Here is a 23,765-nt window from a genome sequence, read left to right on the forward strand (position 1 = left end):
GTCAGCCGCACCGGACCAGGGTCGCGGCGAAGACGTGCACGGCGGCGTTGCGCGGCAGCCGGACGGCGGCCAGCGGCGCCCTGCGGACGACCGGGACCCGCTGGCACCAGATCGTCCCCGGCACGCGGGGCTGCACATGGTGCGGATAGTGCATCACCGCGGAGGTGAATGCGGCGCTCTCACCGAAAAACGGTACGGCGGCCCAGAAATCCGAAACGCGCAGCGGCTCGAAGTCGACCTGCCCTCCGGTGAAATGCAGCGCGATTTCCTCTTCCACCCTGCGTTCCGAGCAGGCCAGCAGATAGAGCCAGTCGTAGCCGCCCTCCGCCACCGCGAGCAGCTGGCCGTCACACGTGACGTGGTCGTCGGCGCCCCGCCGCGGCCGCGGCGGGTGGAAAGGCACGCCCTCGATGACCAGCTCACCGGAGGGGAACTCCTCCGCGGGCAGGGAGTTCCGCCAGACGTTCATCGCACCCGAGCCGGTCGAGTCCGCGAAGGTGAACCCGGCGCTGTTCGTGTGGGCGCTGATATCGACATGCGAAAATGGATGTCCCAGCGCCGGTCGGATTTCTGATTCATCGATCGCACTCGACGGCATATCCGGACGGTAACACCCGGATGTTTTGACGACCAACGTGTTCAAATTGCGGCCGACGCGTTCAACCGCGCAGGATACGCGGTTGCGCGCTCAGACCTCGAAACCCCGCGAGGCGTAGGACAGCCCCGACGAGGGGCCGCCCCACATCAGGTGCGGCGGGCGGGGCTCCCGCAGGCCCGCCTCGGGCAGCCCGGCGCTCTGCGCCACGAGCATCAGCGGCAGCGGCTCCGAGCCCCGCACCGCCAGCTCGACCTCGACGCCGTCGGTGGGCGGGGCGGACAGCAGCAGGCCCCAGTCCCACTCCGTCGCGGTGAACGGACGGTTCACCCCGCCGGTCAGGCGCTGCCCGCCGGCGCTCGCCTCCACCAGTCTGGCGCCGCCGCCCGTGCCGGCGTAGAGCGCGAGCTGGAGAGCCCGGCCGTGCACGGACGAGACCCGCACGCGCACGAGGCGCCCCCCTTCGGGGCCGGGCCGCTCCCCCAGGACCCGCAGCTCCGGCCGGGGCACCGCCAGCTCGGGCGCCGGGCCGGCGCGCACCCCGGTCTCGGAGTACAGGTCGGGGAAGCGGTGCTCCAACTCGGGCGCGGGGCCCGCGGTGTGCAGGTCGATCCACGGGTCGGGAGCGCCGCCCTCGGCCACCCAGTAGGCGCCGCCCTCTTCGGCGTCCAGCGCGTACATCAGTCCGGCCTGCGCCGGGGTGTCCGCGGTCGGAGCGCGGTTCACCCACAGCAGCGCGGCCACGGCGATCAGGGCCGCGCCGACCGGCAGCGCCGCCCGGGTCGCGCGTACCGCCCGGCCCGGCTCCGCCGCCGGCCGCCGCGGCGCCTCGGGAAGGCAGGCGAGCACGCCGAGCGCCACCAGAGCGGCGGGCACCGCGGCAGCGGCCAGGCCGAGCGCGGCGGCCAGCAGCCAGGCCAGCGGCGGCAGCAGCAGCGCCGACGGCAGGCCGCCGAGGCCCAGCGCGAGCGGCCGCCAGGCGGAGTCCGCCGGAGCGCGCGCCGCGGCGGCCGCCCCCACCGCCGCGGCCAGGCCCGGCCAGGTGAACAGGTAGCCGCCGCCGGGCAGCCAGACGGCCGCGGCCACGGCGAGCGCGCACATCCACAGCGCGGCTGCCAGCGCCACGGCGATGCCGGGGACGCGGCGGCGCAGCCACGCTCCGGCGACGCCGCCCGCGGCGAGCGCGGCGACCGCGAGGCCGATCCTGGCCCCCTCGGCCCCGTACGGGTCGCCGAGCGGGAATCCGCGCAGCCACGGGGCGAGCGCCGGCACCACCTGCCACCCGGCCCAGGCCGCCGCGGCGGCGGCCAGGACGACGAGCGGCACCCCCAGGCAGGCGCGCCCCAGCTCGCGCAGCGGCACCGCGGGGCGGGCCCACAGCACCGCGGCGGCCGCCACCGCCGCCGCGAGCAGCGCGAAGGGCAGTACCAGCGCGGAGCCGTGCACCACCAGGCGGCCGAAGACGGTGAAGTAGGCGGCCTCGCCCTCGTCGCGCAGCTCGGCCAGGTCCGCGGCGGCCAGGTTTCCGGTGGCGGCCAGCACCACCTCACCGACGTCGCGCATGGTCGCGTCGTCGACATGGGCCGGCACGTCGCGTTCGGTGTGGTACCAGGCCCCCTCCTCGATGACCGCGAAGTTCAGTCCGGTGAAGCCGGCGCCGAGGAAGGCCGTGAAGTCGGTGGCGTTGGGCAGCAGCGCGTACACGTCGGCGGCCAGCGAGGTGGTCACCGGCGCGCGGTCGGCCAGTGCGGGGACCAGACCGGCGCTGTGCCCGCCGGTCTCGAACATCACCGAGCGCCCGCGGACTCCGCGTGCGTCGAGGTTGAGCACCACGGTCCGCTCCGGCTCCGCCTCGGGTTCGCCGAGGAACGCCTCGGCTCCCAGCAGCCGGAACTCCTCGCTGTCGGTGAACAGGAAGGTCACGTCATTGCGCGGCGGCGCACCGTCCGCCAGGACTCTGGCGATCTCCAGCAGGGCGGCCACGTTCATGCCGTTGTCGGCCGCGCCCGGCCCGGTCGGCACCGAGTCGTAGTGGGCGACCAGCAGGATCCGGCCGGTGGGCCGCTCGCCCGGCAGCGTCGCCACCACATTGCGGGCCCAGCCGACGGCGTGCGAGGAGCCCGGCGGGCTGGACGCGGCGGTCCGCTCCCGCACCGACGCGTCCAGCCCCAGCTCGTCCAGGCGCCGCACCAGCGAATCGGCGACCCGGTCGTTGGCCGCCGAACCGGTGGGGTGCGGCTCCGCGCTGATCATTTCCAGGTCGGCGCGGGCGCGGGCGACGGAGAAGGCGCCGGGCGAGCCGTCGGCCGGCGCCTCGGGGGCGGCCCGCACGTCGAGGACGGCGGCCACCGCCACGAGCAGCAGCGCCAGCGGGCACAGGACGGCCGGTACGAGTTTCACGGTGCCCACTCCCACAGGTGCGGATGCGCGGCCACGGCGGGGACGGTACCAGGGGCCGGTGCCCGGCCGGAACGGCGTCCATGGCCGGCTCGAACACCGCGGCGCCCCCGTTCGACCGGCCGTTTCGCGCCCGCGGCTCCCGGCTTATCGTCAGGGCATGACCAGCCCTGACGATGGCCGCCGCCCCCAGCCGCCGTCCGCCGGGCCGCGGCTGCTCGGGCTGTGGAGCGCGCCGCGGTCACGTTCCACCGCTTTCCTGCGCATGATGGTGGAGCGCGGCGACTACACCGTGCTGCACGAGCCCTTCTCCCACGTCGCCGACTTCGGCCGCACGGTCGTGGACGGCGAGGAGGTGCGCGACGAGGCCGAGCTGATCCGGCGCCTGCGTGGACTGCCGGCGGACCGGCGGGTGTTCTTCAAGGACACCACCGATTTCCGCTACGCTGCCGCGCTCGCCGACGAGGAGTTCTGGCGGGCGGGCGCGCACACCTTCATCATCCGCGAGCCCGCCGACGCGATCGCCTCGCACTTCGCGGTGAACCCACGGGTGACGCGGGACGATATCGGCTTCGAACGCCTCGCGGAGATCTACGACGCCGTCGCGGCCGCCACCGGGGCCGAGCCGGTGGTGATCGACTCCAACGACCTCATCGCCCGTCCCGAGCAGACCGTGCGCGCCTACTGCGCACGGGTCGGCCTGCGCTTCCGGCCCGAGGCGCTGAACTGGCGCCCCTCGCTGCTGCCGGAGTGGCGCGGCACCCGCCCCTGGCACGAGGCGACCAGCCGGACCAGCGGCTTCACCGCCACCGCGCCCGGCTACCAGGACACGGTGCACAACAACGCGCTACTGGCCGGCTACCTCGATCACCATCTGCCGTTCTACCGCAGGCTGCACGACCGCCGACTGGTCGTTCCCGGCTGAGCCGCCGCTCAGCCGCCGGGCGGCGGGCCGGGGAGCGCGACCGGCTCGCCCATCGCCTCCACCATCACCCGCTGCCCGGTGTAGGGGCGCCTGCCGTTCGCCATCGCGATGTTGTCCACGAGCAGCAGGTCGCCCGCCCGCCAGGCCACCGGTACCGCGTTGGCCTCGTAGGCGTCCTCGATGCGCCGCACGTCCTCGCGGGTGAGCGGGCCGCCGTCGCCGGCGCGGGTGTTGAGCGGCAGCCCGTCGGAGCCGAAGGCGGCGACCAGCACCTCGCGCTCCTGCGGGTCGAGTGCCCATTCGTTGAAGAAGCCGGCGTGGTTGAACCAGCACTCCTCGCCGGTGGCGGGGTGGCGCACCACCGCGGCGCGGCGACGTGTCAGGCGCACCTCGCCCCCGGACCGCCACTCGACCCCGATGCCCTCCCGCGCGCACCGCCGGTCCAGCTCCGCGGCGTCGGCCACTCCGAAGGCCGCGCGCCAGGACAGGCCCATCCGCTCCCTGAAGGTGCGCGACATGCGCCAGCCGTGCCGGCGGAAGCGCTCGGTGATCTCATCGGGCAGCACGCGCATCAGGGTGCGGGCGTCGCTGAGCAGTGTCTCGCCGCCGGTGCGGGCGGGACGCAGGCAGGCCAGGAGCAGCACCCGCGGCACGGTGAGCGAGTAGCTCTCCTCGTGCTGGGGGCACATCACGCGCTCGGCCGGCCAGTCGATGGCGGAGAAGAGCTTGCGTCCCAGGTCCTCGCGGGCACCGAAGGACTCCCCTGGAGCGGTCGGCGTCTCGATGAGCGCGTCGCGGAGCCGGGCGGCCTGGGCCGGCAGCCGGACCGGTGCGCCGTGCACCAGGACGGCACCGCGCTCGGCCAGGTCCTCGCGCAGCCGGTCGCGGCGGGCGGCCAGCCAGTCGGCCGCGGCGCCGACGCTCGTGCGCGCGGACTCCGGCAGCTCCAGCTCCACCGGGCCGGCCGTCGCGTCCGGCCGGACCGCGGTCACCGGGCCACCGCCCCGGACGCGGTCCCCCGGGCCGCCGCCTCGTCCAGCACCGCGGCCGCGGCGGCGACCGCGCGGTCGACGTCCGCGGTGGACACGCCCGCATGGGTGACGGCGCGCAGCCGGCCCCGCCCGAGTTCGGCCAGCGCGACACCGCGGTCGCGCATCAGCGCGATGAAGCGCTCGTGGCCGGGGGCGGTCCCGGTCAGCCGGAAGATGACGATATTGGTCCGCACGGCCGCGGGGTCCAGCTCGACGCCCGGCAGCCCGGCCAGTCCGGCGGCCAGGCGCGCGGCGTGTGCGTGGTCCTCGGCCAGCCGCGGCCACTCCGCCAGCGCGACCAGGCCCGCGGCCGCGACCACCCCGGACTGCCGCATCCCACCGCCCAGCATCTTGCGGACCCGCCGGGCCCGTCTGATGAACGCGGCCGAGCCGGTGAGGACCGACCCGACCGGCGCGCCCAGCCCCTTGGAGAGGCAGAACTGGGCGGAGTCGGCGTGCCGCGCCAACTCGGCGGGGGCGACGCCGAGGCTCACGGCCGCGTTGAACAGCCGCGCGCCGTCGAGGTGGACGGGGAGTCCGTGCTCGCGTGCGAAGCCGGCGACCCCGGCCAGGTACCCGGGGCCCAGCGGACGGCCGCCGCGCCTGTTGTGGGTGTTCTCCAGACAGATCAGCGCGGCCGGGGCGAACTCCGGGTCGTCGGGGTCCTCCGGCAGCGCCGCCGCCAGGTCCCCGATGCTCAGCGAGCCGTCGGCACCGGTGGGCACCGGCGCGTAGACGGCGCTGCCGCACACCGAGGCGCCGCCCGCTTCGTGCAGGTAGATATCGCTCTCGTCGCCGCACAGCAGCTTGCCGCCGCGCGGGATCCAGCTGAGGATCGCGCACAGGTTGGCCATCGTGCCGGTGGGGGTCAGGCAGGCCGCCTCCGCCCCCAGCAGTTCGGCCGCCCGCTCCTCGAGGCGGCGCACGGTCGGATCCTCGCCGTAGACGTCGTTGCCGACCTCGGCGTCGGCCATGGCGGCCCGCATCCGCGCGGTGGGCAGGGTGAAGGTGTCGCTGCGCAGTTCGATCACCGTTCGTCTCCTCTCGTCACCCGGAGTCGGACGCACGCGACGGCGGCGTCCAGTGCCTGCTCGACCTCTGCGGCGGTATCGGCCACCGCGATCACGTGGCCGAGCCGGTCGAGCGCACTGCGCGCCGGCCGCACAACGGCACCCGGCGCGCGCGTCACCACCGCCTCGGTGACGCCCGGTACCGCGGCGGCCGCCGCGAGGCCCGTCGGCTCCGCGAGGACGCCCTCGGCCGGGGCGGTCAGGAACCTGATCCCGGCGTGCCGCGCGAGCCGCCCGGCCAGGTGCACCGGGCGGCCCACGGCCAGGCAGAGCTGCTGCTGCACCAGGTCGACGCCGTGGGCGAGCCGCACCAGTTCGGGGATCATGCCGCCGGCCAGCCGGGCGTTGATCTCCAGCACGACGGGTCCGCGGCCGGGGCACAGCCGCAGCTCGGTGTGGGCCGGCCCCCAGGTGTAGCCGACCGCCTTGAGCGCCTGCCGGGCGACCTGCGCCGGCTCGGCCGCGTCCGGCAGGTCCGCGGTGCGGGCCGGGAAGGCGTGCCCCATCTCCACGAACCAGGGCGCCGGCCCGATCCGGGTCGCCGTGACGCCCACCGCGGTGCAGGTGCCGTCGGCGCTGAAGGTCTCGACGCTGAACTCCGCCCCTTCGACGTACTCCTCGACGAGGGCGCGCCCCGCCGTGGGCTGGCCGCGGTCGTTGACGGTCCTGGCGAGGATCGCGGCCACCTGCCGCCCGGCCGACGCGGTGTCCTCGCAGCGCCGCACCCCGGAGGAACCGGAGTCGTCCACCGGCTTGACGACGCACGGCAGGCCGACCGCGGCCACGGCCGCCGCCACCTCACCGGGGGCTTCCACCACCCGCCAGGCCGGCTGGGGCACCCCGGACTCGGCCAGCCTGCGCCGGGTCGCCGACTTGTCCCGGCACCAGGCCACCGCCTCGGGGCTGTTGCCGGGCAGGCCGAGCCCGCCGGCCAGTTCGGCGACAGCCTGCACGTAGTAGTCGCTGGTAGTGGTCAGCCCGGCCAGCGGCCTCGCGGCGAGGGCGGCCCTGAGCGCCGCCGGGTCGGCGGTGCGCAGCTCGACGAGTTCGGCGCCGGCCTGCGCGGCGGCGGGGTACCTGGACGGGTCAGCCGCGTACAGGACCGGGAGCAGCCCCATCTCGCGCGCCTTGGCCAGCGCGGCCATCCCGCTGCCTGTCGTGTTGGACTCCACGAAGGCCAGCCGGTCGGGCGCCCCGTACTCGCGCAGCCGGGCCCGGGACCAGCCGGTGACGGCTTCGCCGTAGCGGACCGGCTTGGGCGCGTCGGCCACCTCCAGCGCGTCCACCCCCTTGGCGGCCCAGTAGGCGTCGTCGTAGACGGTCTCGACATAGCGGTCGCCGCGGTCGGGCAGGATTCCCACCACGGTGCTGCCCGGCGGCGCCTCGGCGACCACCTGGCGCAGGATCCGGTACACCGAGCCGGCGGTGTTGCCGGCGAAGAGCTGCTGCTCGGCGGCGAGCTCGCGGGTGCCGAGGAACGCCTCGCGGTCGTTGAGCCAGTGCACCTCGTCGATGACCGCGTGGTCCACGTTGAGCACGTGGAGGCTGTTGCCGAGGCCGCTCTGCAGGCGCCCCGGCCGGTCGGGCTGGGCACCGAACAGCACACTGCCCACCGAGTCGACGGCCACCGCGCGCACCCGTCTCCCGGCCCGGCGCAGTGCGCGCACGGTGCCGCAGAGGGAGCCGCCGCTGCCGACACTGCCGACCAGGACGTCGACCGACTCCAGATCGGCCAGCAGTTCCTCGGCGAGGGCGGCGTAGGCGGCAGGGTTGTTCGGATTGGAGTACTGGCGGGGGTAGAAGGCGTCGGGCATCCGCTCGAGCAGGCGGTCCACCTGCTCCAGTCGCGCGCCCTGCCAGCCGGCGCCGTTCATCTCCGCCACCACGTGCACCTCGCAGCCGAGCGCGCGCAGCTTGGCGAAGGTGATCGGGTCGATGCGGGGATCGGTGACGATGTGGACGGCGTGGCCCAGCGACCGGCCGACCACGGCCAGGCCCAGCGCCATGCTCCCCGACGAACTCTCCACGATGGGCGCCCCGGGCCGCAGCGCCCCGCTGCGCCTGGCCGCCAGGACCATCTCCCGTCCGACGCGGTCCTTCATGGTGTAGAGGTTCTGCATTTCCAGTTTCGCGTAGACCCTGACGCCGTCCCGGCCCAGCCGCAGCCGGACCAGCGGCGTGTGTCCGATCGCTGCCACCACGTCCTCGAAGGCGGTCACCGCACATCCCATCCGTCTCGGTTCAGCACTGGAAACCCAGCGAGTGGTACACGGTCGCGTTGCCGGCGAGGACGAGGCAGGCCCGCTCGGCGGCGTCGCGCTTGCTCCGGTAGTCGGGGTCGCTGTCGGCGATCAGCAGTCCCGCCACGGTCCCGCTGTGGGCGGTGAGCACGCCGAGCAGATCCAGTTCCTCGGCGGCCGCGCGCAGGCGCGTGAAGGTGCGCTTGGTGTGCAGGTGCTGGTTCAGCTCGGCGCTTCGGGTGGCGATGCGGCCGACCGTGCGCAGGTCGTGTTCGGCGACCGCGGCCGCGAGCGCGTCGAGCAGCCCGGCGTATTCGCGCCGCTGGGACGCGGTGTAGGGCTTGGCCAGCTGGTTGAAGCGGACCGTGTCGACGGCGCCGCCCTCGTCGAGCGCGACGATGGTCAGGGCGGGCAGCGAGCCCAGCACCCCCCGCAGGGCGACCCTGCGGTGGTCGAAGGCCGTCACCGCGTCGTACATGACGCCGTCGCTCGGTTCGATCCCGCGCAGCAGCCGCTCCACGGCGCGCGGCCCCACCGGGGTGCCCAGCGTATTGGCGATCGCCCGGGCGGTGGCCACCAGGTCGGCGGTGGAGCTGGCCAGGCCCTTGCCCTCGGGGATGCCGCTGTGCACGACGATGCGCCCGCCGCCCGCGTAGCCGGCCTCCGACAGCATCGCGCGGGCCAGGCGGACCGCCTTGTACTTGTGCGCGGGATACACCCGGATACCGGGCACGTCGGGCTCCAGAGTGAAGCGCACCGTGGTCCAGCAGGCGATCGGCATCGTCACCAGGAAGTCGGTGCCGTCGGGATCGGCGCCCTGCAGCAGCTCGCCGAAGGTGCCGAAGCAGCTGCTCACTCCGACCAGGCGGTTGAAGCGGGCGAAGGGCGCCCGCACCGTGCCGTTCATCGGTCCTCCCCGGTCGGCCCGCCCAGCAGCCGGCGCACTTCGGCGGCGGCGTCCGCGGCCCGCCGCACGCGTGCGGCCACCTCGGCCTCCAGTGCCTCCAGTTCGGCCGCCTGATCGGCCAGCAGCGCGCGGACCTCGTCGGGATGGGCCGATCCGCTGGAGGTGAAGCGCCGCAGCGCCAGGTCCACATCGAAGGCGCGCTTCAGGACGCCGTCGGGCTCGCTGACGCGGTGGCCGTGGCGGGCGGCGCAGCCGGCCAGCAGGGCGCCGTCGCGGGCGTCGGGTCCGCCGGATTCGAGGGCGGCGCGGATGTAGGCGCCCGCGATGGTCTGCGCGGTCCGCCACGGTACGCCGTATGCGAGGGTCAGCTCGTTGGCCAGCGCCATGCCGCCGGTGAACGCCGCCTCGCAGGCGGCGCGCATCCTGGCCGGCCGGAAGCGCATCTCCGCGATGGCCTCCGTCAGCAGGGCGACGCAGAAGCGGAACGACGCGAACAGCTCGGACAGGTACCGGCTCGCCTCCTTGCCCACCTCGACGGAGTTGGAGTACGAGGTGTTGCGGGTGGCGATCCGCAGGTCGTGGGCGAGCGCGACCACGTGCGCCGAGCGGCCGCGCACGCGTTCGAGCACGGGGTAGTTCTTCTTCTGCGGCATGGCCGCCGAGACGCCGGCCAGGGAGTCGGGCAGTTCCAGGAAGCCGTGGGCCTCGCCGGCCCAGGCCATGAAGTCGGTGGTGAACCTGCTCAGCACCACGGCGAAGGCCGACAGCTCCCCGGCCAGCACCGCGGCCCAGTCCCGCCCCGCCACCGCGGTCAGCGCATGGCGCTGCGGTCCGTCGCAGCCGGCCAGCCGGGCGATCCGCTCGCGGTCCCAGGCGAGCTGCTGGCCCGCCATGGCGCCGGCTCCCATCGGGCAGCGGTTGGCGTCGTCGTGGCCGGCCAGCAGCCGGCGCAGCGCGAACAGGGCCTGTTCGGAGACGGCGGCCAGGTAGAAGCCCGGGCTGATGACCTGGGCGGCCTGCAGGTGGGTGTAGCCGGGCATCGGCGTCTCGGTCAGCCCGGCCGCCGTCCGCTGCGCCGCCCGCGCCAGTCCGGCCAGGAGGCCGGCCGCCCGCAGCAGCTCCGCCCGGCCGTACATGAGCTGCGCGGTGGCCTGGACGTCGTTGCGGCTGCGGTCGACGTGCCAGGCCGGGACGGGCGCGGTGAGCCGGTCGGCGACGTGCCGCTCCAGCGCGAGGGAGATGTCGGAGAGGTTCGCCTCGGGGTCGGCCCGCAGCGTGCCGGCGTCCACCCCGTCCAGCGCCGCGGCGATCCCGGCCGCCTGGGCTCGGTCGATCAGCCCCATCCGCCGGTATTCGAGCAGCAGGACGCGCTCCAGGTGCACGTAGTGGTCGAGCAGGTGCTCGGCTTCGAACCGGAACTGGGGTTCGAGGACCTCGGTGTGCACGATGCCGCGCGGCACCTCGGCCAGCCGGCCGGTGACGGGCGGGTGCGGCGCCGCGCCCGTGCCGCTCACCCGGCCGCTCCCGCCGGCGCCTGGTCAAGCCGACCGGACAGGTGGCGCAGCACCACCTCGGCAGCCCGCTCCGGAGACAGGTCCCCGGGCCGGCCGCCCTCCCGGTCGGACAGCTCCTCCACGGCCACGCCGGGGGCGGCTTCGCCGCTCGCCGGGTGGCCGGCGGGCAGCACTGCCACGACGGGGATCCCGTCCGGCAGTCCCGCGCGCCCGCCGCCCCAGCGCTCGAAGTAGCGGGCATCGCTGACGACATCGTGCCGGTAGGCGGCGGCCACCACGCGGGAGCGCTCCGACCGCAGATCGTCCAGCTCGGTGAAGCCGACCCCGGCGGCCAGCACCGCCTTGACCTCGTCGTCGTCCATCCGGACCACCTCGTCGGCCACCTGGCCGGCCGGCGGCTGCGCGCCGGGGAGCCGGCCGCCGAGGAACACGCCGCTCACCTGCCGGCCGCGGGCGTGCGCCTGCCTGGCCGTCTCGACCGCCACCGCGGCTCCGGCGCCCTGGCCCCATACGGCCAGCGGCAGCTCGAGCAGGCGGGCCAGCTCGGCCACCGCCCGAGCGGCCGCCTGCTCGGGCTCGACCGGCTCCTCATCGGCCCGGGCGACGTCGTGCCCGGGCAGTTCGAGCCCGTAGACCGCCAGCCGGCCGGAGGCGAGGGCGCGGGCGAACCGCTGGAAGTTGACCGCGTTGCCGCCCGCGTCGGGCACGCAGAGCAGTACGGCGAGCGGGCGGGCCGGCCGGCTGAGGGACTGCAGCAGCTGCGCGGCACCCCCGGTGTCCTCTCCCGCCGCCGCGGCGGCCAGGCCGCGCAGCGTCGGTTCGCGCATCAGGTCGGCCAGCGACACCGCACCGTCCAGCCGCATCACCAGCCGCACCGCGGCCAGCGAGTCGCCGCCCAGCGCGAAGAAGTCATCGTCGGCGCCGATGTCCTCCACCGCATAGCCCAGCAGTTCGGCCCAGAGCACCGCCATTGCGCGCTCGGCCTCGGTACCGGGGGCGGCGGCCGCCGCGGCGGAGGCACCCCGCCGCTCGGCCTCCGCGGCCAGTGCCTTCTTGTCGATCTTGCCGTTCTCGGTCACCGGCAGCTCGCCGAGCCGGTAGCAGCCGGCGGGGACCATGTGCGCGGGGAGGGTGGCGCGCAGGGCGGTGGTGAGCTCCGCCGCTGTCGGCTCGCCGGTGAAGAACGCGGCGAGCCTGGTTCCGCCGGCCGCCTTGCGCGCCACCACGGCAACGGTGCGCACGCCGGCGACGTCCAGGATGTGGTTCTCCACCTCGCCGATCTCCACCCGCATGCCGCGGATCTTGATCTGCTCGTCCCGCCGCCCCAGGAACTCCAGTTCGCCGTCGGGCAGCCAGCGGCCGAAGTCGCCGGTCCGGTAGGCGCGGCGGCCGGGTCGGAAGGGGTCGTCGATAAAGGCGCGGCCGGTCCGCTCGGGGTCGTTGACGTAGCCGCGGCCCACGCAGGGTCCGGAGAAGACGACCTCGCCGGGTGCCCCGGGCGGCACCATCCGCAGCCGCTCGTCGACCACGTAGACCGCCGCGTTGGTGACCGGCCGGCCCACCGGGACCAGCCGCTGCGGCGGGACGGAGCGGATGACGGCGTGGGTGGTGTCGTCCGACGCCTCGGTGGCGCCGTAGGCGTTGACCAGGAAGACGTCCGGATAGCGGGCCAGCCAGCGCTGCACCAGCGGTTTGCCGACCGCCTCGCCGGTGACCGAGACGCACCGCAGCGCGGGCAGCGGACGCGGCCTGGCCTCCAGTTCGGCGAGCACGATATCGAGGTAGGACGGGACGAGCTGGACGACGGTCGCGCGCTCGGCGCGGATCCGGTCGAGGAAGGTCCCGACGTCGAGAATCTCCGCATCGCTCACGATCACGGCGCGGCCGCCGGTGGTGAGCGGGACCATGAGCTGCCACAGCGAGATGTCGAAGCACAGCGGCGCGCTCTGCACCACGGTGTCGGCGGCCGACAGCTCCAGGTCGTGGATCTTGGCCCTCAGGTGGTTGGACATGCCCAGGTGCTCGCAGACGGCGCCCTTGGGCGTGCCGGTGGAGCCGGAGGTGAAGTAGATGTAGGCGGCTTGGCCGGCCTCGACCCGCACACCGGGGTCGGTGTCCGGCCCGGCGGTGTGCGCGGCGGCGCTGAGCGGGATGACCCGGACCGCGGGCGCGTGGCCGGCGGCGAGCGCGTCCGCGAGGTGCTCGTCGTGCCCCTCGGCGGCCAGCACGGAGCGGCAGCCGCTCTGCGTCAGCAGCGTGCCGATCCGCTCGGGCGGATAGGCCGGGTCGACGGGCAGGTAGACGCCTCCGGCCCTGAGGACGGCCAGCAGCGCGGCCGCCCATTCGAGCGTGCGCTCGGTCAGCACCGCGACGACGGTTTCGCGCAGCGGCCCGTCGGCGAGCAGCCGGTGCGCGATGCGGTTGGCGCAGGCGTCGAGTTCGGCGTAGCTCCAGGTGGTGCCCTGGAAGGTGAGGGCGGGGCGGTCCGGGGTACGGCGCGCCTGCTCGGCCACCAGTTCGTGGGCGCGCACGTCGGGCAGCTCGGCGAAGTTCCGTTCCTGGGCGCGCACCAGCGCTTCGGTCTCGTCGGCGTCCGGCAGCGCGGTGTCGGCGTGCGGCGCTTCGGGCTCGGCGGTCATGGCCTTCAGCGCCGTCAGGTGGTATCCGGCGACGCGTGCGGCGTAGTCGGCGCTGAAGCGCTCAGGCGGGTATCCGACACTGATCCGGGGACACTCGCCCAGGTCGACGTGGAGCACCAATCCGGCCTGCGCATCGCCGGCGGGGTCAGGGCCGCGGTCGAGCAGCGTGTCGTAGTCGGCGGCGGGTGCCTCGGCCCCTGCGCCGGCGGCCTCCAGTGCGGCGGACGCCGTGCGCACCAGCTCCGACCAGCTGCCGCCCGGCACCTCGACCGCCACACCGCGGCGGACCGCGCCCTCGGCCACACCGACCGCGATCCACGGTTCGCCGGTGAGCACGCTCAGCACCTTGGTGTGCGCGGCGAGCAGCACGGCGTCCGTTGACGTCCCCTCCCGCGCCGCCAGCTCGCGCACCGCTCGCGCCAGGCCGGCGGGCACCTCGGCGGTGTGCCGTCCTGAACCGGGCGGCTCGGCCGCCGGGAGCCAGTCGGGCAGGCGGGTACGGCAGGTCTCGTCGTGGTCGGCCCGGCGCGGGCCGGTATGCGCGAGCAGCTCGGTGGTCACCGGGCCTCACCGCGCCTCGGCGCGCCGGGGTCCGCGCCGCCTCCAGGGGTAGCGCGCAGCGCTGCGGCCTTCGGCCTCACTGGTCACCCACCTTCCTTTCCCACTGCGTCCAAGTGCCGAGTCAGCACCGGCGCGATCCTGTCCAGGGCCTCGGGAGAGGCCAGCTCCAGATGGGCGCAGTCGACCGGGTGGTCGAGCACCGCGCCCTCGACATAGGGGCGCCACGCGTCGGCGGGCGCCGGGCGTCCGCGCCGGTTCCGGTCGGCGCTGAAGAACAGCACGTCCCCGTCGAAGCGCTCAGGGGCGAAGGCCGCCATCATGGCGGTGTGCGCCCCGAGCGTGTCGGTGAGCGCCGCGATCTGCTCCGTGGACAGCGCGGCCAGCGGCGGGTTGTACCTGGCCACCAGGCGGGCCAACTCGGCCGGGGCAGGGCGCCGCGGGTGGCGCGCCAGCACGCGCCGCGCGGCGCGGGTGCCGCCGAGGAGGTCCGGCAGGATCGCGGGCCACGATCCGGGCCGCGCGTCCAGGGGCTGGTCCGGGTAGGCGTCCAGCAGCGCCAGCAGGGCGACGTGCTCGCCTTCGGCCCGCAGCCGGGTGGCCGCGGCATGCGCTACCAGGCCGCCGAAGGACCAGCCGAGCAGGTGGTACGGGCCTGACGGCTGGACGCCGCGGATGCGCTCCAGGTAGTCGGCCGCGACCGCCTGGACCGTCTCGCGGGGAGGCCGTACGCCGGTGAGCCGGCTCGACTGGAGCCCGTAGACCGGGTACCGGGTGCCGATGCGGCTGACCAGTCCGGCATAGCACCAGCTCAGACCGAGCGCGGGGTGGACGCAGAACAGCGGGGGCGCCTCGCCCGCGGTGCGCAGCGGCAGCAGGGGGTCCAGCGGATCGCCTCCGGCGCCGCGCTCGCCGAGCAGTCCCGCCGGGGTCGGGGAGCGGAACACGTCGGCGACCGCCAGCTCCACGCCCATGACCTCGCGGACCCGCTCGACCAGCCGCACCACCAGCAGGGAGTGGCCGCCGAGCTCGAAGAAGCCGTCATCGACGCCGACCTGGGGCCGTTCGAGGACCTCGGCGAAGACCGAGCACAGCAGGGTCTCGTCCGGGGTGCGCGGCGGCCGGCGCTCCCGTGGCGGCACCGGCGCCGGCGCCGTCGCGGTGCCGCGTGCGGCCGCCGGCCTCTGGGCGGCCCGAGCCGGCCGCCCCGCCGCGGTGCGCTCGCCGGCCAGCAGCACGTCGATGCGGCTCAGCCGGATGCCGGGATCGGCGCTCACCTGTTCGAGCACGCGCACCAGGCGGGCGGTCATCCGCTCGGCCGTGCGCCGCTCGAACAGGTCCGTCGCGTACTCAAGCACCCCTGAGATGCCTTCGGGGCGGCCGTCGTGGGCGAAGGCCTCGTGCACGTTGAGCGTCAGGTCGAACTTGGCGGTCGTCGCGCGCACCGGCTCCAAGCCGACCCGCGCGCCGCCCAGGTGCTGCTCGGCCGCGCCGACTCCGGCGTTGAAGGCCAGCATCACCTGGAACAGCGGGTTCCACGCGGTGGTGCGGACCGGCTTGACCGCCTCCACCAGGTGCTCGAACGGCAGGTCGGCGTTGGAGTAGGCGGCCAGGTCGGTCTCCCTGACCCGGTCGAGCAGTTCGGTGAAGGTGGGATCGCCGGACAGGTCCGTGCGCAGCACCAATGTATTGGCGAAGAAGCCGACCAGGCCGTCCAGCAGCTCGTGGCCGCGTCCGGCGGACGGGGCGCCGATGGGGATGTCGGTGCCGGCGCCGAGCCGGCTCAGCAGCGCGGCGAAGGCGGCCTGCACCGCCATGAAGGACGTGGCCCTGCTCGACCGGACCAGCGCCCGCAGCCGGGTGTGCAGATCGGCGGAGATGCCGAAGGCGACGTGGTCGCCCCGGTAGCTGACGGCCGCGGGACGGGGCCGGTCGGTGGGCAGCGGCAGCGGCTCCGGCAGGTCGGCGAGCTGCTCGGTCCAGTACTCCACCTGGCCGCGCAGCACCCCGCCGGCCCCGTTCTCCCGGCCGTCCGCTCCCCCGCCGGCGTCTGGGTCGTCCCCCTCCTCGCCGCCCGTCAGCAGTTCCCGCTGCCAGAGCGTGTAGTCGGCGTACTGCACCGGGAGCGGCTCCCAGTCGGGCCGGGTGCCGGCGCACCGGGCCCGGTAGGCGGCGCCCAGGTCGCGCAGCAGCGGCTCCATCGACAGCACGTCGCCGGCGATGTGGTGCAGGACGAGCACCAGCACATGCCGCCGCGGATCCAGCGTGAGCAGCCAGGCGCGCAGCGGCGGCTCGGACTCGATGGCGAAGCGGGTGTCGGCGGCGGCCGCGATCGCGTCGGCCAGGCCGTCCTCGGTGCAGTCGGCCTCGGTCAGCGGCGGCTCGGCCAGGCCGGGCTCCAGCACCTGCTGGTAGGGGCGGCCGCCGGGCGCGGGGAAGACGGTGCGCAGCGTCTCGTGGCGGGCCGCCAGGTCGGCGAGCGCGGCGCGCAGCGCCGCGGCGTCCACGGGGCCGTCCAGCCGCAGCGCCAGCGGGATGTTGTAGGTGGCGCTCGGCCCTTCGAGCCTGGCCAGGAACCACAGTCGCTGCTGCGCGTGGGACAGCGGCGGCCGCTGCGGCCGCTCGCGCCTGGCCAGCGCCGGGCGCGGAGCGCCGGCGCGCTCGGCGGCCTCGATCTCGGCGGCCAGCGCGGCCGGCGTGGGGGCGCGGAACACGGCCGCGGCGGGAAGCTCGGCACCGAGGACGCTGCGCGCCAGGCCCACCAGCCGAACCGCGAGCAGAGAGTGGCCGCCCAGCGCGAAGAAGTCGTCGTCGGCGCCCACATCGGGCAGGTCGAGCACGTCGGCGAAGAGTTCGCACAGCAGCCGCTCCCGCTCGGTGCGCGCCCGCCGCCGCCCGGATTCCGCCGTCGCGACGGCCGGCAGCCTGGCCCGGTCGACCTTCCCGCTGGACGTCAGCGGCAGTTCGGGCAGCACGGCCAGTGCCGCGGGCACCATGTACTCGGGCAGCCGCTCGGACAGGAAGCGGCGGACCGCGGAGGTGTCCAGCTCACCGGGGCCGGCCGGCACCACGTAGCCGGCCAGCCGCCTGCGCTCCTGGTCGCCGGCCACCACCACGACGGCGGCCGCGATGCCGGGGTGCTCCTCCAGGGCGGCCTCGACCTCGCCGAGTTCGATCCGGAAGCCGCGGATCTTCACCTGGTGGTCGAGCCGGCCGTGGTACTCGATCGCGCCGTCCCAGCGGCGGCGGGCCACGTCGCCGGTGCGGTAGGCGCGGGAGCCGGCCGGCCCGAAGGGGTCGGGCACGAACAGCTCAGCGGTCCTGCCCGGCCGGCCCAGGTAGCCGCGCGCCACGGGGAGCCCGGAGATCATCAGCTCGCCGGCCACCCCCGCGGGGGCGAGTCCGCCTGAGGGATCCACCACGTACAGTCCGGTGTTGTCGATGGGCCGGCCGATCGGCACCACCGGCCCCGGGTCGTCCACCGCGCAGGGCCAGTGGCTGACCTCGATCGCGGCCTCGGTAGGGCCGTAGAGGTTGTGCAGCGGTGCCGCACCGCCGCGCTGCGCGGCCCTGACCAGGTCCGGGGTGAGCGCCTCGCCGCTGCAGACCACCGCGCGCAGGGACGTGCAGGCGCCCAGGTCCTCGGCTGACAGGAAGGCCCGCAGCATCGACGGCACGAACTGCGTGACGGTCACCTGCTCGGCGCGGATCACCTCCGACAGCCTGGCCGGGTCGCGGTGGGCGTCCGGTTCGGCCAGCACCAGCCGGGCGCCGCAGACCAGCGGGGTGAACAGCTCCCAGACGGAGACGTCGAAGGTGTAGGGGGTCTTGTTGAGCAGGGCGTCTCCGGGGCCGAGCCCGAAGGCGTCCACCATCCAGCTGAGGCGGTTCACCACGCCGCGGTGCGCGTTGACCACGCCTTTGGGCCGCCCGGTGGAGCCCGAGGTGTAGATCAGGTACATCGCCTGGCCCGGGTCGGGCGCGGCGGTGCGCTCGGCGCCGGCGAGCGGGCGGGCGGAGCGGGCCGCCAGCGCGGAGCGCACATCGGGCGCGTCCAGTAGCAGCGCTCCGGCCGCGGCCGCCTCGGGCAGCGGCTCAGCCGTACCCTCCAGTGCGACGAGCACCCGCGGCCGCGCGTCGTCGAGCAGCGCGGCGGTGCGCCGCCCCGGGCCCGCGGGGTCGAGCGGCAGGTAGGCCGCCCCGGTCTTGAGCACGGCGAGCAGGGCGGTGACCAGTTCGACCGAGCGGGGCAGCAGCAGGGCGACGAAGTCCTCGGGGCCGGCACCGCGCTCGGCGAGCAGCCGGGCCAGCCGGTTCGCCTGCCGGTCCAGTTCGGCGTAGGAGAGGGTCTGGCCGGCGAAGGTGAGCGCGGCGGCGTCGGGGGTGCGGGCGGCCTGCTCCTCGAAGAGCTGGACGGCTGTGCGCTCCGGGACGGCGCGGGCGGTGGCGCGCCAGTCGGCCGTGCCCGGATCGCCGGGCAGCGCCACGTCGATCCCGCTGAGCCGCACGGCGGCGTCCGCCGCGACCTGTTCGAGCACCCGCACCAGCCGCGCGGTGAGCGCGGCCGCGGTGCGCCGGTCGAACAGCTCCGTCGCGTACTCCAGGGAGCCCGCCAGCCCGGCCGGCCCGCCGTCGGCGTCCCAGTCCTCGCGGACCGCCAGGTTGAGGTCGAACTTGGCGGTCCGGGTGCGGAAGGGCTCCTGAGTGACGCGGGTGCCGGCGATCTCGACCGAGCCGGGCGCCACCGCGGCCGGGTTGAGCTGGAACATCACCTGGAACAGCGGGTGGCGGGCGGTGGAGCGGGCCGGGTTGAGCCGCTCAACCAGGTACTCGAAGGGCACGTCCTGGTGGTCGAAGGCGGCCAGGTCGGCGCGCACGACCCGGGCGAGCACCTCGGTGAAGTCGGGGTCGCCGGACAGGTCGGTGCGCAGCACGAGGGTGTTGACGAAGAAGCCGACCAGCGGTTCGAGCGCTTCGTCGCCGCGTCCCGCGGTCGGCGAGCCGATGGCGATATCGGTGCCCGCGCCCATCTTGGCCAGCAGTACGGCGAAGGCGGCCTGCAGGGTCATGAAGGAGGTGGCCCCGTGCGCGCGCGCCAGCTTCACCAGGCCGGTGTGCAGCTCGGCGGGCACGGTGAAGTCCACGGTGTCGCCGCTGTGCCCGGCCACCGCCGGACGGGGCCGGTCGACCGGGAGCGCGATCTGCTCGGGCAGGCCGGCCAGGGCCCGGGTCCAGAAGTCGGTCTGCCGCTCCAGCACCGGGCTGGGCCCGCTGCCGTCGCCCAGCCACTCGTGCTGCCAGAGCGTGTAGTCGGCGTACTGCACCGCCAGCGGCTCCCAGTCGGGGGCCTGCCCGCGCAGCCGGGCGGCGCAGGCCAGCGAGAGGTCCTGGATCAGCGGCCCCATCGACCAGCCGTCCCCGGCGATGTGGTGCACGACCAGCACGAGGACGTGCTCGTCAGGGCGGAGCGTGAGCAGCGCGGCGCGCAGCGGTAGGTCGGCGGCGAGGTCGAAGTCGACCGCGGCGGCCGCGTCGACCAGGCCGGGCAGTTCGTCTTCGGCGCAGTGCCGCACCTCAAGGGCGGGCCTGGCCTCGTCGGCGGGCAGCACCCGCTGGAAGGGGCGGCCGTCGCGCACCGGGAAGACCGTGCGCAGCGACTCGTGCCTGGCCGCCACGTCGGCCAGGCCGGCGCGCAGCGCGGCGGCGTCGACCCGGCCGTGCAGGCGGACCGCGACCGGGATGTTGTAGGTGGCGCTGGGACCTTCGATCTGCTTGAGGAACCACAGCCTGCGCTGCGCGAAGGAGAGCGGGACCTCCTCGGGCCGCTCGCGGGGGGCCAGCGGGGGCCGGCCGCCGGTGCGTGTCCGCGCCGCGCCGACCAGCTCCGCCATGGCGGCCACGGTGGGCCGCTGGAAGACCTCGACCACGTCGAGTTCGGCTCCGAGCACGGCGCGGACCCGGCTGATGAGGCGGACCACGAGCAGCGAGTGCCCGCCCAGCGCGAAGAAGTCGTCGTCGGGCCGCACGTCCGTGCGGCCGAGCACCTCGCCGAACAGCTCGCACAGCGCCGCCTCCACGGCTCCGGCCGGCGCGCGCCGTTCGGGGCGTCCGGCCCCGGCGAGGTAGCCGGGCTCGGGGGCGGCGGTGTGGCGGGCCGGGAGTTCCGTCTCGTCGGGCAGCAGCACCTGGACGCGCGACAGCGGGACGGCCGGATCGCCGAGCGCCTGGTCGAGCACGCCGAGCAGCCGCTGAGCCATCCGCTCGACGCTCTCCCGCTCGAACAGGTCGGTGGCGAACTCCAGCGAGGCCGCGATGCCGGCGGGCTCGCCCTTCTCCGACCGGTACTCCTGCAGCAGCAGCGACAGGTCGAACTTGGCGACCGGCAGGTCCACCGGCTCCGGCCGCACCTCGATGCCGCCGAGGCTGAACTCCGGCACCGCCGCCTCGGTGTGAAAGGCGAGCATGACCTGGAACAGCGGGTGCCGGTCGACCGAACGCACCGGGCGCAGCGCCTCCACCAGATGCTCGAACGGCACATCGGCGTGCGCGTAGGCGAGCAGGTCGGTCTCCATCACCCGGGCCACGACGTCCTCGAACGACGGGTCCCCTGACAGGTCCGTGCGCAGCACCAGCGTGTTGACGAAGAAGCCGACCAGGCTCCACAGTTCCTCGTCCGTGCGCCCGGCGATCGGCGTGCCCAGCACGATGTCGTCACCGGCGCCCAATCGGTGCAGCACGACCGCGAAGAGCGCGTGCATCGCCATGAAGGGGGTGACGTCGCGCTCGCGGCAGAACTCCGCCAGCCGCCGGTGAGTGGCTTCGGGAATGGAGAAGTGGACGGTGTCCCCACCGCCGCCGACCACCGCGGGCCTGGGGTGGTCGGTGGGCAGACCCAGATGCGTCGGCATATCCGCCAGGGCGTCGGTCCAGTAGTCCAGCTGATCGGCGATCCCGCCGTCGCCCAGCCGCTCGTGCTGCCACAGGGCGTAGTCGGCGTACTGCACCAGCAGCGGCTCCCAACCCGGGGCCTCCCCGCGGGTGCGCGCCTGGTACGCGGCCATCAGGTCACGCGTCAGCGGCCCCATCGACCAGCCGTCCCCGGCGATATGGTGCAGGACGAGCACCAGCACGCACTCCTGCGGCGCCACCGGGAAGAGCCAGGCGCGGAACGGAGGCCGTGCGCCGAGGTCGAAGTGCCAGGCCGCCGCCTCGCGCACCCGCTCGGCCAGCAGCTCCGGTGCACATGGCCGCACCTCCAGCCAGCGGCCGCACTCCGCCACCCCGAGGATCCGCTGGTAGGGCTCCCCCTCCGGCGCCTCGAACACGGTGCGCAGCGGCTCATGCCGCTCGGCGACGTCCTGGAACGCCTGCTCCAGCGCGGCTGCGTCGACCGAACCGCTCAACCGCAGCACCACCGGGATGTTGTAAGTGGCGCTGGGACCCTCGAGCTGGGCGAGGAACCACAGCCGCTGCTGCGCGAAGGAGAGCGGGATCCGCTCCGGCCGGTCAGCGGCGGTCAGACGCGACGAGGCGCCGCCGGTGGGCGCCTTCGCCGCGTTGATCAGTTCGGCCATGGCCGCCGGGGTGGGACGCTGGAAGACCTGGACCACGTCGAGTTCGGCTGCCAGCACGGAACGGACCCGGCTGATCAACCGGATCACCAGCAGGGAGTGCCCACCCAGCTCGAAGAAGTCGTCGTCGGGTCCGACGTCCGTGCGGCCGAGCACCTCGCCGAACAGCTCGCACAGCGCCGCCTCCACCGCTCCGGCCGGCGCGCGCCGTTCGGGCCGCCCGCCCGGAGCCGGGTAGCCGGGCTGGGGTGCGGGCTTGTGGCGGGCCGGCAGTTCCTTCTCGTCGGGCAGCAGTACCTGGACGCGCGACAGCGGGAGCGCGGGATCGCCGACCATCTGGTCGAGCACGCCGAGCAGCCGGCGCGCCATCCGCTCGACGCCCTCCCGCTCGAACAGGTCGGTGGCGAACTCCAGCGAGGCCGCGATGCCGGCGGGCTCGCCGGCCGCCGAGCGGTGCTCCTGCAGCAGCAGCGACAGGTCGAACTTGGCGACCGGCAGGTCCACCGGCTCCGGCCGCACTTCGACGCCGCCGAGGCTGAACTCCGGCACCGCCGCTTCGGTGTGGAAGGCGAGCATGACCTGGAACAGCGGGTGCCGGTCGACGGAGCGGACCGGGCGCAGCGCCTCGACGAGGTGCTCGAACGGCACGTCGGCGTGCGCGTAGGCGAGCAGGTCGGTCTCCATCACCAGGGTCAGCAGCTCGTCGAAGGAGGGATCGCCGGACAGGTCGGTGCGCAGCACCAGGGTGTTGACGAAGAAGCCGACGAGGTCCCACAGCTCCTCGTCCGTGCGTCCCGCGATCGGCGTGCCCAGCACGATGTCGTCGCCCGCGCCGAGCCGGTGCAGCAGCGCGGTGAACACCGCGTGCAGCGCCATGAACGGAGTGATATCGCGCTCGCGGCAGAACTCCGCCAGCCGCCGGTGAGTGGCTTCGGGAATGGAGAAGTGGACGGCGTCTCCGGCGCCGCTGACCACCGCGGGCCGGGGGCGGTCGGTGGGCAGGCCCAGATGCGTCGGCATATCGGCCAGCGCGTCGGTCCAGTAGTCCAGCTGCTCGGCGATCCCGCCGCCGTCCATGCTCTCGCGCTGCCAGAGCGCGTAGTCGGCATACTGCACCGGCAGCGGCTCCCAGCCGGGGGCGCGCCCCTCGGCGCGCGCCTGGTAGGCGGTCATCAGGTCGCGCGTCAGCGGCCCCATCGACCAGCCGTCCCCGGCGATGTGGTGCAGGACGAGCACCAGCACGCCCTGGTCCGGCGCCAGGGTGAACAGCCAGGCGCGGAAGGGCGGCCGCCTGTCGAGGTCGAAGGGCCGGCCCGACGCCTCGCGCACCCGCTCGGGCAGCGACTCAGGTGTACACGGCCGCACCTCCAGCCAGCGGCCGCACTCCTCGATCCCCAGGATGCGCTGGTAGGGCTCCCCCTCCGGCGCCTCGAACACGGTGCGCAGCGGCTCGTGCCGCTCGGCGACGTCCTGGAACGCCTGCTCCAGCGCGTCGGAATCGACCGATCCGCTCAGGCGGAGCACCACCGGGATGTTGTAGGTGGCGCTGGGGCCTTCGAGCTGGGCGAGGAACCACAGCCGCTGCTGCGCGAAGGAGAGCGGGATCCGCTCCGGCCGGTCAGCGGCGGCCGGACGCGACGAGGCGCCGCCGCCCCAGCCGTTCACCGTCATAGGAATCATCTCTTCCGGGTTGGCCACCAGGGATAAATCCGTGCGTACCGGATTGGCCGCCGGTATTCCGCGTCGCATTACGGTGGCGCTTTACCTGCTCGGCCGCTGCGCCGCCCCGATCGGATACCGCCGCCCGAATTGCGTGCTGCGTGGAGGCTAACAGCAGCACCATTCGAAAACACCTGATCGGTTGCACACCGAGCCGCCGCGATAATCCTGCGATCGCCCCGGCCCGGTGACTACAATCGGCGGCATGGCGAAGCTGCGCGATATCGTTTTCGACTGCCGTCATCCCGCCTCACTGGCCCGTTTCTGGGCGGCGGTCCTGGACGGCTACGAAGTGGCCCCCTATGACGAGGACGACCTCGCCGAGCTGCGCCGGCAGGGCTACGACGACCCTGAGGACGATCCCCAGGTCCTGGTGCGCCCGGTCAGCGGCCAGGGGACCAGGTACTTCTTCAACCGGGTGCCCGAGCCCAAGGCGGCCAAGAACCGCGTCCACCTGGACCTGCACGCTCCCGATATGGAGGGCGAGATCAAGCGGGTCATCGAACTCGGTGCCCGCGAGGTGGCCCGGGTCGAGGACTGGGTGGTCCTGGCCGATCCCGAGGGCAACGAGTTCGACATCCTGCCCTGGGAGGATTGAG

At 74.7% G+C, this 23,765-nt stretch carries 11 protein-coding genes; 2 read left to right on the top strand and 9 right to left on the bottom strand.

The window, feature by feature from the left end; genetic code table 11:
- Nucleotide 1: 1 nt before the first annotated feature.
- Nucleotides 2-598 (bottom strand): hypothetical protein, encoded by a 597-nt coding sequence (locus tag CLV72_RS22110; RefSeq protein WP_211303035.1) that lies wholly within the window; start codon nt 596-598, stop codon nt 2-4.
- Nucleotides 599-688: 90 nt separating this feature from the next.
- Nucleotides 689-2,995 (bottom strand): M28 family peptidase, encoded by a 2,307-nt coding sequence (locus CLV72_RS22115; RefSeq protein WP_146159524.1) that lies wholly within the window; start codon nt 2,993-2,995, stop codon nt 689-691.
- 157 nt (nt 2,996-3,152) lie between these two features.
- Between CLV72_RS22115 and CLV72_RS22120 the strand changes: the two genes are divergently transcribed.
- Nucleotides 3,153-3,917, top strand: a complete 765-nt coding sequence (locus CLV72_RS22120) for a sulfotransferase-like domain-containing protein (RefSeq protein WP_106249763.1) — start codon at nt 3,153-3,155, stop codon at nt 3,915-3,917.
- Between the two features lie 8 nt (nt 3,918-3,925).
- Here the strand turns inward: CLV72_RS22120 and CLV72_RS22125 are convergent, their stop codons facing one another.
- From CLV72_RS22125 to CLV72_RS22155, 7 genes are all read right to left on the bottom strand, one after another.
- On the bottom strand, nt 3,926-4,909 hold the full coding sequence (locus CLV72_RS22125; RefSeq protein WP_106249766.1) for a TauD/TfdA family dioxygenase: 984 nt from the start codon (nt 4,907-4,909) through the stop codon (nt 3,926-3,928).
- Nucleotides 4,906-5,979 (bottom strand): GntG family PLP-dependent aldolase, encoded by a 1,074-nt coding sequence (locus tag CLV72_RS22130; RefSeq protein WP_106249768.1) that lies wholly within the window; start codon nt 5,977-5,979, stop codon nt 4,906-4,908. Before CLV72_RS22130 ends, CLV72_RS22125 begins: the two co-directional genes overlap by 4 nt.
- A complete protein-coding gene (locus tag CLV72_RS22135; RefSeq protein WP_211303036.1) occupies nt 5,976-8,237 on the bottom strand; it encodes a pyridoxal-phosphate dependent enzyme in 2,262 nt (753 codons plus the stop codon). Before CLV72_RS22135 ends, CLV72_RS22130 begins: the two co-directional genes overlap by 4 nt.
- 22 nt (nt 8,238-8,259) lie before the next feature.
- Nucleotides 8,260-9,165: a GHMP family kinase ATP-binding protein gene (locus CLV72_RS22140; protein ID WP_106249771.1), complete on the bottom strand. Its 906-nt coding sequence runs from the start codon at nt 9,163-9,165 to the stop codon at nt 8,260-8,262.
- Nucleotides 9,162-10,679: an argininosuccinate lyase gene (locus CLV72_RS22145; protein ID WP_106249773.1), complete on the bottom strand. Its 1,518-nt coding sequence runs from the start codon at nt 10,677-10,679 to the stop codon at nt 9,162-9,164. The genes CLV72_RS22140 and CLV72_RS22145 overlap by 4 nt, the downstream gene beginning before the upstream one ends.
- Nucleotides 10,676-13,879, bottom strand: a complete 3,204-nt coding sequence (locus tag CLV72_RS22150) for a non-ribosomal peptide synthetase (protein WP_106249775.1) — start codon at nt 13,877-13,879, stop codon at nt 10,676-10,678. Before CLV72_RS22150 ends, CLV72_RS22145 begins: the two co-directional genes overlap by 4 nt.
- An 83-nt stretch (nt 13,880-13,962) precedes the next feature.
- Complete coding sequence (locus CLV72_RS22155; RefSeq protein WP_170141072.1) at nt 13,963-23,145, bottom strand: amino acid adenylation domain-containing protein; 9,183 nt, start codon at nt 23,143-23,145, stop codon at nt 13,963-13,965.
- Nucleotides 23,146-23,371: 226 nt separating this feature from the next.
- On the opposite strand from CLV72_RS22155, the gene CLV72_RS22160 reads away from it, so the two are divergent.
- On the top strand, nt 23,372-23,764 hold the full coding sequence (locus CLV72_RS22160) for a VOC family protein (protein ID WP_106249779.1): 393 nt from the start codon (nt 23,372-23,374) through the stop codon (nt 23,762-23,764).
- The last annotated feature ends 1 nt before the right edge of the window (nt 23,765 follow it).

This window comes from Allonocardiopsis opalescens, from assembly GCF_003002095.1.
Lineage (GTDB): Bacteria > Actinomycetota > Actinomycetes > Streptosporangiales > Streptosporangiaceae > Allonocardiopsis > Allonocardiopsis opalescens.

What these genes read in the sequence shown, in the direction of transcription:
- CLV72_RS22110 (WP_211303035.1), bottom strand. Translation starts at nt 598, where the DNA reads ATGCCGTCGAGTGCGATCGATGAATCAGAAATCCGACCGGCGCTGGGA.
- CLV72_RS22120 (WP_106249763.1), top strand. Translation starts at nt 3,153, where the DNA reads ATGACCAGCCCTGACGATGGCCGCCGCCCCCAGCCGCCGTCCGCCGGG.
- CLV72_RS22160 (WP_106249779.1), top strand. Translation starts at nt 23,372, where the DNA reads ATGGCGAAGCTGCGCGATATCGTTTTCGACTGCCGTCATCCCGCCTCA.
- CLV72_RS22140 (WP_106249771.1), bottom strand. Translation starts at nt 9,165, where the DNA reads ATGAACGGCACGGTGCGGGCGCCCTTCGCCCGCTTCAACCGCCTGGTC.